We start from the raw sequence: 13,268 nt of genomic DNA, 5'->3' as shown, positions 1-13,268 counted from the left end.
ATTATCCACTCAAGTAAAGTAATTGCAAAAGTGAATAATTAGACATGTGCACTATGTTTCAAAGTTGTTTTTTGAAATAGAAAAGCATGTTCTCTAGGAGTTTATACAATGCAGTTTTCGCTAAAATATATTCTAGCGCTGACGGCAGGCTTAAGTTTAAGCCCGTTACATGCGGAAATGGTACAATCGACATCAATGAATAATGATGTGGAGGGTTCTAATTTAGCTGCCCGCGTACTAAGCAAAGATTCTCAAAATTTTAATTCGCGTTTTTCAAACGTTAATAGTCTTTCAATCACTGAGCGTTCAGGTGACCAAATCCGTCGCCAAACGATTGCTGCAAAAATCGATATTCCTGAAGACGAGCCTTCAGTGATTGAAAAACTGAATACTGTTGCTTCGAACACAGTTCGTAAATTCAGCCAAAGTGGCGTTGCATCTTGGTATGGACGTCAGTTTCATGGTCGTAAAACAGCAAGCGGTGAAACATTCGATATGAATGGATTAACTGCAGCTCACCGTAGCCTTCCTTTAAACTGTTATATCCGTGTAACAAATAAAGACAACGGCAAGAGTGTTGTAGTAAAAGTAAATGATCGCGGTCCATTCCATGGTAACCGAGTACTAGATTTATCTTATGGTGCTGCAAAGCAACTTGGTATGTCTGGTTCTGGTACTAGTAATGTGAGCATCGAACGAGTTGATGGGCCAAGTTCTTAATAACTTAGTTTTACACTCTCCAAAAAAAGCCACCTAGTGTGGCTTTTTTTATTATGAGACTAAAGAATTTAGAAATTACAGTTATTCTTTGGAGCAACATCATATCCGCGAATGATTTTGACCCTTTTTATTTAATTCGTTATATTGAGCAAATAAAAATGAATAGAGTAAAGGAATTAACATGAAGTCAATTGATACGTGGTTTGATGAGTATAGTGACAGCCATCAAAATCAAACCAATAAAAAAATTCATTGGGTTTGTGTCCCAGCTATTCTTTTTTCAATTATTGGTATTTTGGCTCATTTTAGCACCCTACTCACCGCTTTGCTTCTTGTACTCACTTTAGTATTTTATGCTCGCTTAGATATTGTTTTGGCTGTTGCAATGGCTGCACTGTTAGCCGTTATGGCATGGCTCATTATTATTTTACCTGTAGGCGTAGGATTCTATATTGGTGTCTTTGTGATAGCTTGGATTGGCCAATTTTATGGTCACAAAGTTGAAGGGAAAAAGCCTTCTTTCTTTAAAGACTTACAATTCCTCCTCATTGGCCCTGTATGGTGCATGGACGCTTATTTAGCTAAAGTCCTACCCAAATGGAAATCTCGTCAGAAATTAGCGCTTACAAGCTGATTGAGAACATACAAATAGAATGAGTGATAAAGGGAAAATATCATTGATATATTTTCCCTTTATATTTTAACCATCCGTCAATATGTTTTCTTTGTGGATCATGATGGGTCCAATGAATCACACCGCCTTTTGGGTTATATTCATATTCACCAAAAAACTCAAGCTGATCACCTTTTTTAAGCCCGTCTATTCTTGGGGCTAAATCAATATTATGTGCAATCAAAACCGTTAAACCATTCTCAAGTTTAAGAATAATTTTCTGATGTTTTGAACCTTGATTGTCATCTGGTAAAACTGCTTTCACAATACCCTGCGCTTGAACTTGAATATTGCTTCTTTGCTGTTGATAAGCCTGCATGATCTTGTTTTGATCATCGACAGAAATATTAGTATCTGAAACTGAAGTTTGTGTGGTGCTGCTAGTAATTCTAGTATTTTGCTTTTCTTTAAAATCGAAATTCAAATAAGCTGCAAGCAACAAAATGATTACTACAAGAATTAGATTATTTATTTTAGTTTTCATCGCAAATTTCCTGACCAAATCCAGATAACAAAATGCCAATCAAGTTGATTGGCATTTAGGTGCTTATCGAACTAAATCCATCGCCATTTAAAACAAACGATTCATACCATTCAAAGCTGCTACACGATATGCTTCTGCCATCGTTGGATAGTTGAATGTCGTTTCAACGAAGTACTTCAACGTATTGTTTGGACTATGCATCACCACTTGCCCAATGTGAATAATCTCTGCCGCATTATTACCAAAGCAGTGAATACCTAGTACTTCTAAAGTATCGCGATGGAACAAGATTTTTAATTCACCGACAGTATCACCCGTAATTTGGGCGCGAGCTAGATGACGGAATGAAGCCTGACCTACTTCATAAGGTACTTTTTCTTCAGTTAATTGCTGCTCGTTCTTACCAATTGAAGAAATTTCTGGGATTGTATAAATACCTGTTGGTACATCTTTAATTGGCTTAACATTTTTCTCACCAACCATATTTGCACCTGCACAACGCCCTTGGTCATAAGCAGCCGATGCAAGTGATGGCCAACCAATAACATCCCCTGCAGCATAGATGTTATCAACTTCAGTTTGGTATTGATCATTGACCATCAGCTGACCACGGTTATTCGGTGTTAGACCGACATTTTCCAAACCAAGACCATCTGTATTACCAGAACGACCGTTGCACCATAAAATTGCATCAGCTTTGATTTTCTTACCGCTCAGCAAATGTAAAACCACATGATCATCAAAGGTTTCTAAGCGGTCAATTTGCTCATTATGTCGAATCAATACACCTTGCTCTCGCAAGTGATATGACAATGCATCTGCGATTTCATCATCAAGGTAGCTTAAAAGCTTTTGTTGAGTATTGATCAAGTCAACTTTATGGTCTAAACCAATGAAAATCGAAGCATATTCGCAACCGATCACACCAGCACCATAAATAATGATTTTTTGAATTGAATAATCCAAATCAAGAATTTTATCTGAATCAAATACACGCGGATGATTGAAATCTAAACCTTGTGGTTGATAAGGACGACTACCTGTTGCAATCACGATTTGCTTACAAATGATCGTATCTTTGATTCCGTCCTGACCAAAAATCAAAACCGTATTTTTATCTTGGATATACGCACGTCCATGAAAAACATCAATTTTGTTGCGATCATAGAAACGTGTATGCGTATCAACTTGCTGTTGAATTACCTTATGTGCATTACGTAGCACTTGTTTCATGGTGAATTGTTTCCACTCACCGACCTTTTGAAACATTGGGTCACGTTGATATCGAATAATACTTGATACTGTTTGACGTAATGCTTTACTCGGAATTGTTCCTACGTGAGCACAATTACCACCAAGTTGATCACGTATATCAACGATCGCTACACGTCTACCTGCTTTAGCTAGCTTCATTGCCGCGCCTTCACCAGCTGGGCCAGAACCGAGAATTACTGCATCAAATTTTACAACATTCCCACCAACGACCTCTTTCTTACGTGGCATTCAAAGCTCCTTTGTCTCTTCGCTATTTACTTCTATATATATGATAACTAATATGCTATGGCTTGATGTATTTCTCAACCATATATTTTTATATATTCACATTTTCAAAATGAATACCTAATTCATCCTATAAACCAATAAATTTGACTATAATAATCGAATATCTCAAGCAATAGGTTGTAGAAAATAATATGTCTGAACACCGTAAACCTGAACAGGGCATAAAACTTCGTGGCGCTGATAAAGTCGCAAGAATTCCTGTAAAAGTTATACCTACGGTTGAAGTGCCTCGTAAACCAGACTGGATTCGCGTCAAAATGACTGCACCTGAAGAGGTTCAGCGTATAAAAACAACTCTACGTTCGCAAAAACTCCATACTGTTTGTGAAGAAGCTGCCTGCCCTAACCTTCCAGAGTGTTTTGGTGGTGGTACTGCGACTTTTATGATTATGGGCGATATTTGTACTCGCCGTTGCCCGTTTTGTGACGTGGCACATGGTCGGCCAAATGTATTAGACCCTGATGAACCACGCCACATGGCTGAAACCATTTCTAACTTAGGTCTTAAGTATGCAGTGATTACTTCTGTAGACCGTGATGATCTATTAGATGGTGGTGCTCAACACTTTGTGGATTGTATTAAAGAAGCTCGCACACTCAGTCCAAAAACTTTATTAGAAATTTTAGTTCCAGATTTCCGTGGGCGTATGGATATTGCCTTACGCATCATGACCGAATGTCCACCTGATGTTTTCAATCATAATATCGAGACTGTTCCTCGCTTATACAAAGCAATGCGCCCAGGTTCTGACTATCAACATTCTTTAAATCTTTTAAAAATGTTTAAAGAATACTGTCCTGACGTACCAACGAAATGTGGTTTGATGGTGGGGATTGGTGAAACAGAAGAGGAAGTGATTGCTTTACTCGATGATCTTCGTGCGCACGACGTAGATTACGTGACTATTGGTCAATATCTACAACCTTCTAAACAGCATGCACCGATTGATCGTTTTGTTACACCAGAAGAGTTTGAGCGTTATGCTGAACATGGTCGTAAATTAGGTTTTAGAAATATTTGGTCAGCGCCGATGGTTCGTTCAAGCTACTTTGCGGACCGCCAGTATTATGGTGAACCTGTTCCAGCGGTACGCCGTAAAGTCGATCCTGCAAAAAAAATCACAGTACAAACTGTCGAAGCGTAAGCAATAAATATATTGAAATCGAGAGAGTTTTAAAATCTCTCGATTTTTTATTTTTGAGTTTTAAAGATTATATTTTTTCATAACAATTACTTTGATAATCTAGAGTTTCATAGCTGCCGTGAAATTAGTGTGAATAATTACAACTCAAAACTCAAATACGAAAAAATCACTTAAAAACACTAGTTTACTTTTAACCTTGCCCCACTTAATCTAATAAAAGTAATTATAAGATTTTTAAATTATTCATTTAAAAATAAAAGTCGAAATCTTTTTCTAAGGCTAGACCCCCATTACAGCAATCCAATCACAAGAAGCTCAGAGTTAATAAATAACAGGGAATCCTTCTCAAAAGCTTCTTATAACCAAAATATGTATCAGGATAAACGACTATGAATAAACGAGTATTAACTTTGACCGCAGCAACTCTGGGTAGCCTAATATTATTGGGTTGTAATAATGATTCTAACAACGATACAGAAACTACAAATACTCATACAGGTGACACATTAATCTTAACAAACAACGGTATGATCAGTTCAATTGATCGAATGATGCCAAATAAAATCGTGTCAAATCTTAAAATAACAGGTCTACAAACAGATGATGAACTCGTTGGAATCGATTATCGTCCGAAAGATGGAAAACTTTATGCAGTGGGTTTATTAGGAAATATCTATACCCTCAATCCATCTACAGGCGTTGCCACTTTTGTAAAAAAACTTGTTGCTGATCCAAATGATACGACTGACGGAAATGCCTCTTTTAGTAAAATTATGGGTGATGCCGATTTAATTACAGTTAATTTCAACCCAGTCGCAGATCGTCTACGAGTCATGACCAACACAGGACAGAACTTACGAATAAATGTTGATACTGGTGCCACAATTACAGATGGCACCCTTAGTTTAACTGCTAGTAGCCCAGCAGTCATTGCAGGAGCATACACCAATGCATTTGACGGTACTGGCTCAACCAAGCTCTATAGTATTGACCAAAATTCTGATCGAATTTATTTACAAAATGCGAATGCTGGAACATTGGGTGTTTCAGCTGTGTTGGGAGCAAATATAAACATTAATGGCGGTGGTGGATTTGACATCGATCCTGTGAGTAACGTCGGCTTCGCAGCGCTAAAACTCAATACTGGTGGTTATAAATTCTTTCAACTTAATCTAGCAAACGTAGGAACAAGCAATGATGCCATTTTTGCATCTGGTGACCTAAATAGTAACTTTAATAGCATGGGAATTCGCGGTATCGCATTAAAAAGAGCAAGTGATGCCACCGCTCAAGCTTATGGATTGACAGCCAATAATAAATTATTGAACTTTGCTTTGAATAATCCAAATGCGGTTATGGAAAAAACCATCACAGGTTTACTCGTTGATGAGAAATTTGTTGGAATTGATTACAGACTCAGAACTACTACGACCAATTCTGGAAAACTTTATGGTCTTACCAATAAAGCAAACTTGTATACTATAAATACAGATACAGGAATGGCTAACCTGATTACCTCACTCAAACCTGCGACGGGTAGTAGTTTCACAACATTAGATGGAACAAGTTTCGCAGTTGATTTCAACCCTACAGCAGATCGACTCCGCGTAATCAGCAATACTGGACAGAACTTAAGAATTAACGTCGACACTGGCGATACTATAAAAGATGGTGATATTAATGGGATTTCTGAGGCTAAAGTTACTGCTGCTGCATATACCAATAGTTTTGCCACACCAATTTCAACGCTTGCTACTGAACTATTTGATCTTGATCAAACAGGCAAAACTCTCACTAAACAGAATCCACCAAACGCAGGCACATTAAACCTGATCGGTAATTTAGGAGTCAACTTAGGTATAGATAATGGCTTTGATATTGCGGGTGGTGATAATGGCTTAGCTTTAGCAGCAGTCTCAGGTGCTTCTGGACCTTCTGTGTTATATCGCATAGATCTAAATAGTGACACGACTATTACAACTCCAAGAGCACGTTTAGCAATTAATGTGGATGGAACACCAAATCTAGCAGCTTCAACTATTGGTGGTAACACGACTCCACAAGTCATCGACCTAGCGATCTTACTTAAATAAGCTGAAATCAAAAAAAACCGCATCATTGATGCGGTTTTTTATTTTTGCCTATAAAATTTAAGCAATATGTTTTTGTACGATAATCGAACCAACCGAATATCCTGCACCAAATGAAGAGATCACAGCATATTCGCCATTATTGACTTGCTCACCTGTACGATGCATCGCAATAATTACGCCGGCAGAAGAAGTGTTAGCAAACTCATCTAAAATAATAGGTGCGCGTTCTAAATCAGCATCTTTACCAACAACCAATTTTAAAATCAGCTCATTCATATTGGCATTGGCTTGGTGCAACCAGAAACGCTTCACTTGTTCAGGAGTTAATTCAAGTTTTTCTAACTGTGCAGTAATAATTTTTGCAACCAATGGGCAAACTTCTTTAAAAACTTTACGACCATCTTGGCGGAACAATTTGTCATCAACCACAGCATCTTCACTGCGGTTTAAGAAACCAAAGTTATTACGAATGTTATTTGAGAATTGAGTAAATAAATGAATATCTAGGATTTCATAGCCTGATTTAGTTTCAGTCTCTTCGATAATTGAAGCCGTTGCAACATCACCGAAAATGAAATGTGCATCACGGGTACGGTAGTCTAAATGACCTGAGGTAATTTCAACATTGAGTAATAATACACGGCGTGCGCCACATTTCACTGCATCATAGGCTTGCTTCAAACCAAATGTTGCAGCAGAACAAGCCACATTCATGTCATAAGCATAACCTTGGATACCCAAAGCTGACTGAATTTCAATTGCAACCGCTGGGTAGGCACGTTGCATATTTGAACAAGCTAAGATAACAACATCGATGTCTTCTGCGGTAACACCTGCATTTTCCATCGCTTGTTTTGCAGCAATGACGCCCCACTCCGCTTGAAGTGAAAGTTCATCATTACTACGCTCTTGTAAACGTGGACGTAAGCGTTTTGGGTCAAGAATACCGGATTTTTCGACCACATAACGACGTTGGATGCCAGAAGCTTTTTCAATAAATTCTGGGCTTGAACCACGCAATGCTTCGATCTCGCCAGCAGCAATTTGCTCAGCATTTTCTTGATTAAATTGTTCTACATAAGCATTTAAACTTTCAACCAACTCTTCATTAGAAATAGATTCGGTTGGGTGAAATAACCCTGTACCTGTTATACGAATGCCCATGTAAAACTCCTGTAAAGAATGCTTATAACTTTCATTATTGCTCAGTTTAACCGATTGCTAATCGATCCCATAGTTTTTGCAATCTAGTTGGTGAAATTGGCATCTTTGTTTTCATCGGTTGAGAAAACAAGGAAATTCTAAGTTCTTCCAACATCAAATACAATTCTTTGATTTTAGGATCATTTTTAAATTTAAATACTTTGTCCATCCATGGATCAACATCGTCAATTGCAGCGAGGTCACGTTGTAGATTATTTGGCAAACGATCCAAACGCAATAGCAATGCTTTTAAAAACCGTGGGTATTCCTGCCAAATCGCAACAGGTTTACTGTAGACAAAGTTCGCCAACGACATTAAATCAAGTTGGTCTTCTATGTCATCCACACTTCGACCAAAGATATCCTGATCTAAAACCAATAACTCGCGACGAATTTGCTGCCATTGAGTAAAAATCTCAGTAATATCAATTAAAACTTTTTGACCATCTGCTAAGAATTGCTTTTTTACATCAGCCATTAGCTGATTAAATTCCGCTGTATCTTTAGGCAAGGTTTTTATTGAAACTTGTAAGGTTGCATAAACCAGCATTTGTTCCAACTTCGCCCGATCACCTAAAGGCGAATATGCCAAAGCTAATGGTTTGGAAATCTGTTTTTTCAATTGACGAATTAAATCCCCCAATTGCATGTGTAAAAGACGAATCACGCCTTCACGATGTTGCTTAATTGCTTCATCCTGATCATTAAAGGTTTGAATCACCACACCCGACTCATCTTTAACATCAAGTTCAGCAAAAACTTTACTTGGAACCAAAGCCTGATATTGCTTTACGACCACACCCGTGACTTTTTGAGATGCTTCAAATACAAAATTTTCAGGAAAAGTCTGGAACTCACCCTTTTGCTGCTTCACAGGACGATGAGTTTCGACACGACAACGCGCTTTGAGTTCGTATAAATCACGTCCTTGCGCAATGAGTTTGCCTTTTTCATCCATAACTTTAATAAAAGGCACCAGATACTGGTCAATACGTTCAAAAGAAAAATCTTTTTCAGTAATTTGCTCACCACGCAGAGCAAAAGCTAAATAACTAAATAAATGCTCACGTAAATGTACTGCATCAACACCTTGCATCAGTTTTTTCGCAGTATCTGGAATCGGGACTAAATTACGACGTTTGTCTTTAGGCAACGCCTTGAGCAAAGCCTCAATTAAATCCTGACGCCACCCAGGAATCCCCCATGACCATTGTTTTTCATCTACTTGTGGCAAAGCCTGCACAGGAATTTTAACCGTTGCACCATCTTCATCATGGCTTGGATCAAAACGATAGCTCGCAGCTAAACGCAATTGTCCATTATGTAAATAATCTGGGAATTGCTGTGTGGTTGGCCGATCATTCATCCATAACGCATCGTCTTCTACAAAAAGATAACGCGGATGATCTGGCTCTACTGTTGCACGCCAATCTTCAAAACTACGGCGGCTAGCAATTTCCTCTGGCACTTTTTCAGCATAAAATTGATAAATAGTTTCTTCATCGACCACTAAATCACGACGACGCAGTTTATCTTCAACTCGCTCAACTTCTTCAAGTTTAAGTAAGTTGTGTTTTAAAAATGGCGGTGTAATACCCAAATTACCAGTCGTTAAGGCATCCCGTAAAAAGATTTCATGTGCCGCGGCTTGATCAACTTTCTCAAAATTCACCATACGTTTTGGTTCAATAATTAAACCAAACAATGAAATTTGCGCATAGGCATTCACAATGCCTGCTTTTTTCGACCAATGTGGTTCGAAATAGTGATATTTCAATAGCTCACGTGCAGCTAATAAAATCCACTCAGGATCAATTTTTGCTAAAGTTCGTAAATACACTTGAGAAGTTTCCACCATCTCAAATGCCATCACCCAAGCAGTATTGGTCTTATGCAGTGTACTGGCAGGAAATACTTTGGCTTTCTGCTGACGTACCGCCATAAAGGTATTACGTTCATCGGTTTTATTGGCGATAAATGACAGTAAACCTGTTAACAAAGCACGATGTAAATTTTCATAATTGGCTGCCTTTTCATTAAAGCTCAGCTTTAATCCTTCAGCCAACTCAACTAATTGTTGATGGGTTTGCTTCCATTCCCGTAAACGTAACCAACTTAAAAAATGTTGACGCGCAAATTGACGGCGCTTGTTTTCAGACTGCGTATCAGGACTGGTTTGCAGCGTATTCCAAAGTTTTAAATAGAATAAAAAGTCTGAATCCGCTTCTTTGAATAAAGCATGCTTCTGATCAGCCTGCATCTGTTTATCGGCAGGTCGTTCTCGTGGATCTTGAATCGCCAAGGCACTGACAATAATCAATGTTTCTTTCAGCACACCAAAATGAGCGCCACCAATCAGCATACGAGCTAATCGTGGATCAATCGGCATGCGTGCCATCATTTGACCGACTTTAGTTAAATCATTCTTACGTTCGCTTAATGCACCTAACTCAATCAAGAGCTTGCGCCCATCATTCACCAAACGAAAATCAGGTGGCTCAATAAAGTCAAAATCTTCTAAACTACCTAAACCAAGACTTTGCATTTGTAAAATTACAGAAGCCAAGTTCGTCCGTTTGATCTCTGGTTCGGTAAACTCAGGACGACTTAAAAAATCTTCTTCACTGTATAGACGAATACACACACCCGCAGCAATACGACCACAACGACCCTTACGCTGATTGGCTGCTGCCTGTGAAATCGCTTCAATCGGTAAGCGTTGCACACGTGAACGGTAGTTATAACGTGAAATACGAGCAAAACCGCTATCAATCACATACCGAATATTAGGAACGGTTAATGCTGTTTCAGCAACGTTGGTTGCAATAATGATACGGCGACCTTTGCCGCTTGGACTGAAAATCTTTTGCTGCTCGGCGAGTGCCAAACGTGCATATAAAGGCAACACTTCAGTATGCCGAGGACCATATTTTTGTAAGGTTTCTTGTAATTCTCGGATTTCTTGCTCAGTGCTGGCAAAAATCAAGATATCAGCATGTTCTGGATGCCCTTTACTCTCAGCATCGGCAAAACACTCTTCGACCGCTTGTACAACAGCACGTGGTAAGTTCTCTTCAAAATCATCAAACTCATCATCATCACTACCAATAATACTGAGTTCCGAAATTGGACGATAACGTACTTCAACAGGGAAGCTGCGCCCTTCTACTTCAAAAATCGGTGCATCATTAAAGTATTGGCTAAAACGATTTACATCTAAAGTCGCTGACGTCACGATTACTTTTAAATCAGGACGCTTTGGTAATAACTGTTTGAGATAACCCATGATGAAATCGATATTCAGTGAACGCTCATGGGCTTCATCGATAATGATGGTATCGTATTTTGAAAGGAAGCGGTCGTTCGTCAGCTCAGCCAACAAAATACCATCCGTCATCAAACGCACGATAGAATCTTGCGATCCCTGCTCATTAAAACGGATTTTAAAGCCAATCGCCTCACCCAGTTTCTGCCCAACTTCTTCTGCAATACGTTGCGAGACACTACGAGCAGCTAAACGTCGCGGCTGAGTATGCCCAATCATCCCAGTGAGACCACGACCAGCAAGCATAGCAATTTGTGGTAACTGTGTGGTTTTACCCGAACCTGTTTCACCCGCCACAATAATCACTTGATGCTTTTGTATTGCGGCAATCAAACGATCTGCATACTGAGTAACAGGTAAATCTTGATTGAGTTTAATTTGGGGAATACGCGCTAAGCGTTGTTTGACTTTGTGGTTAGACTGTTGAAAAAGTTTTTCGATTTCTGCTGGTGGTGTTTTTTTATCTTTGCGCAGTCGATTTAAACGGTGACGGTCACGTGCCATAACCCATTGATCTACATTTAAATGACTCTGCACTGAACAGCTTTCCTAGAAAATAAACTAATCAGCTATTTTACGCCTTAAAGTGTTGCTATGCAAAGCAACCACTTTTAGTTCTTTTCAAAAACATGCACTATTCAATTGATACACAGGGGTACTTTTGCATTTTCTTATTTTTAAACCAAGCAAAACATAGGTAAAAATCTAAGTGTATATCTTGGTTTTGTCTATATTTTTTAGATTTTTTCAATTTTACCCTTGAATTTTAATACTATCGACTGCATGTTGTTATGCAAGTTAGTTTTAGGTATTCGTCATATTTGCTTCATCTTATTGGAGTCAAATAGGCTTATATCTTAGGGTGAAAATCGTTTTATATTGATTCATTCAATTTTCCGATTTTAGTCATGTAAAAATACTATTTCCCCAATAACTAAAAATTATTTATTCTTAACCTCGTAAACAAATAAGGCATTAGCCTCTCAATAAAACCTCAATCATGGAGACAATGATGAGCTTAATTAATACTGAAGTTAAACCATTTAAAGCTGATGCATTCCGTAACGGTGAATTCATTCAAGTCACTGATGCTGATCTTAAAGGCAAATGGTCTGTTCTTATTTTTATGCCTGCTGCATTTACTTTCAACTGTCCTACTGAAGTTGAAGATGCTGCTGAGAACTACGAAGAATTCAAAAAAGCTGGTGCAGAAGTTTATATCGTAACAACTGATACTCATTTCTCTCACAAAGTATGGCACGAAACTTCTCCTGCTGTAGGTAAAGCTCAATTCCCATTAGTTGGCGATCCTACACATCAATTAACACGTGCTTTTGATGTGCATATCGAAGAAGCTGGTTTAGCTTTACGTGGTACGTTCATCATCAACCCAGAAGGCGTAATTAAAACTGCTGAAATTCATGACAATGCAATTGCACGTGATGTTTCAGAAACTTTACGTAAGCTTAAAGCTGCTCAATTCGTAGCAAGCCACCCAGGCGAAGTTTGCCCTGCTAAATGGAAAGAAGGTGAAGCAACTCTTGCTCCATCGATCGATCTCGTTGGTAAAATCTAATTTTTAGATTTAACAATGTTGAAAAGAAACCACTCTAAAAGAGTGGTTTCTTTTTATTTGTCATTTGCTCACATTTTTGCGATACATCGATCTCGATTTAATAGTAAATTTTTTACAATTCTTATACTTATAAATTTATAACGAAATTCATTTATCAATTGTCAGCCTGCTTTACATGGAGTAATGTCAAATTATGAAACATAAAGAGTTTTTCGTATGTACTAAATGATCAAACTAAAATGGGGGAAAATATATGGAAAAAACTGTTGTTGTAACCTTTTGGAAATATGATATTTCTTCACGCTACTTAAAAATTTTTTACAGCAATGGCACAGCCGAGCTTTATCATCCTGTTCCAGAATTTATCTATGACAATTTGCTACGCACAACTGATAAGACTGCTTTTGTCCATAAATACCTTGAGTTTGATCTGCATTTTAAACGACTTTATCTTTTAGCCTCATAAATAAAAAAACCAGCCTAGAT

General features: G+C 38.2%; 10 protein-coding genes. 6 read left to right on the top strand and 4 right to left on the bottom strand.

The window, feature by feature from the left end; translation table 11 throughout:
- The first annotated feature begins 108 nt into the window (after positions 1-108).
- Together CDG55_RS07595 and CDG55_RS07590 are read left to right on the top strand one after the other, a co-directional pair.
- Positions 109-720 carry a septal ring lytic transglycosylase RlpA family protein gene (locus tag CDG55_RS07595; RefSeq protein ID WP_087535907.1) on the top strand — a complete coding sequence of 204 codons (612 nt, stop codon included), beginning with the start codon at positions 109-111 and terminating at the stop codon, positions 718-720.
- A 181-nt stretch (positions 721-901) separates the two neighbouring features.
- Complete coding sequence (locus tag CDG55_RS07590) at positions 902-1,354, top strand: DUF962 domain-containing protein (protein ID WP_004662548.1); 453 nt, start codon at positions 902-904, stop codon at positions 1,352-1,354.
- A gap of 40 nt (positions 1,355-1,394) precedes the next feature.
- Here CDG55_RS07590 and CDG55_RS07585 read toward each other — a convergent pair whose 3' ends face one another.
- Together CDG55_RS07585 and sthA are read right to left on the bottom strand one after the other, a co-directional pair.
- Complete coding sequence (locus CDG55_RS07585; protein ID WP_087535908.1) at positions 1,395-1,877, bottom strand: DUF3465 domain-containing protein; 483 nt, start codon at positions 1,875-1,877, stop codon at positions 1,395-1,397.
- Positions 1,878-1,964: 87 nt separating this feature from the next.
- Entirely contained in the window at positions 1,965-3,380 is a 1,416-nt protein-coding gene (gene sthA / locus CDG55_RS07580) for a Si-specific NAD(P)(+) transhydrogenase (RefSeq protein WP_005159656.1), read from the bottom strand.
- Between the two features lie 191 nt (positions 3,381-3,571).
- Between sthA and lipA the strand changes: the two genes are divergently transcribed.
- Entirely contained in the window at positions 3,572-4,585 is a 1,014-nt protein-coding gene (lipA, locus tag CDG55_RS07575) for a lipoyl synthase (RefSeq protein WP_087535909.1), read from the top strand.
- A gap of 389 nt (positions 4,586-4,974) precedes the next feature.
- Positions 4,975-6,678: a DUF4394 domain-containing protein gene (locus CDG55_RS07570; protein ID WP_087535910.1), complete on the top strand. Its 1,704-nt coding sequence runs from the start codon at positions 4,975-4,977 to the stop codon at positions 6,676-6,678.
- A gap of 57 nt (positions 6,679-6,735) precedes the next feature.
- Here CDG55_RS07570 and CDG55_RS07565 read toward each other — a convergent pair whose 3' ends face one another.
- Both CDG55_RS07565 and hrpA read right to left on the bottom strand, forming a co-directional pair.
- Positions 6,736-7,842, bottom strand: a complete 1,107-nt coding sequence (locus tag CDG55_RS07565; RefSeq protein WP_087535911.1) for a beta-ketoacyl-ACP synthase III — start codon at positions 7,840-7,842, stop codon at positions 6,736-6,738.
- Between the two features lie 46 nt (positions 7,843-7,888).
- Positions 7,889-11,743 carry an ATP-dependent RNA helicase HrpA gene (gene hrpA, locus CDG55_RS07560; protein WP_087535912.1) on the bottom strand — a complete coding sequence of 1,285 codons (3,855 nt, stop codon included), beginning with the start codon at positions 11,741-11,743 and terminating at the stop codon, positions 7,889-7,891.
- Positions 11,744-12,218: 475 nt separating this feature from the next.
- Between hrpA and ahpC the strand changes: the two genes are divergently transcribed.
- The gene (ahpC, locus tag CDG55_RS07555) at positions 12,219-12,782 is read left to right on the top strand and encodes an alkyl hydroperoxide reductase subunit C (RefSeq protein ID WP_004662563.1); all 564 of its coding nucleotides are present in this window, start codon (positions 12,219-12,221) and stop codon (positions 12,780-12,782) included.
- A 253-nt stretch (positions 12,783-13,035) separates the two neighbouring features.
- On the top strand, positions 13,036-13,248 hold the full coding sequence (locus CDG55_RS07550) for a KTSC domain-containing protein (protein WP_005159645.1): 213 nt from the start codon (positions 13,036-13,038) through the stop codon (positions 13,246-13,248).
- Positions 13,249-13,268: the final 20 nt, after the last annotated feature.

Source organism: Acinetobacter sp. WCHA45, assembly GCF_002165255.2.
GTDB lineage: Bacteria > Pseudomonadota > Gammaproteobacteria > Pseudomonadales > Moraxellaceae > Acinetobacter.
Note: the sequence above shows the minus strand (reverse complement) of the source record. Positions and strands in the feature narration are given on the sequence as shown.

Bases quoted from the DNA above. Each gene is read 5' to 3' on its own strand.
- CDG55_RS07595 (WP_087535907.1), top strand. From the start codon at position 109: ATGCAGTTTTCGCTAAAATATATTCTAGCGCTGACGGCAGGCTTAAGT.
- CDG55_RS07590 (WP_004662548.1), top strand. From the start codon at position 902: ATGAAGTCAATTGATACGTGGTTTGATGAGTATAGTGACAGCCATCAA.
- CDG55_RS07585 (WP_087535908.1), bottom strand. From the start codon at position 1,877: ATGAAAACTAAAATAAATAATCTAATTCTTGTAGTAATCATTTTGTTG.
- sthA (WP_005159656.1), bottom strand. From the start codon at position 3,380: ATGCCACGTAAGAAAGAGGTCGTTGGTGGGAATGTTGTAAAATTTGAT.
- lipA (WP_087535909.1), top strand. From the start codon at position 3,572: ATGTCTGAACACCGTAAACCTGAACAGGGCATAAAACTTCGTGGCGCT.
- CDG55_RS07570 (WP_087535910.1), top strand. From the start codon at position 4,975: ATGAATAAACGAGTATTAACTTTGACCGCAGCAACTCTGGGTAGCCTA.
- CDG55_RS07565 (WP_087535911.1), bottom strand. From the start codon at position 7,842: ATGGGCATTCGTATAACAGGTACAGGGTTATTTCACCCAACCGAATCT.
- ahpC (WP_004662563.1), top strand. From the start codon at position 12,219: ATGAGCTTAATTAATACTGAAGTTAAACCATTTAAAGCTGATGCATTC.
- CDG55_RS07550 (WP_005159645.1), top strand. From the start codon at position 13,036: ATGGAAAAAACTGTTGTTGTAACCTTTTGGAAATATGATATTTCTTCA.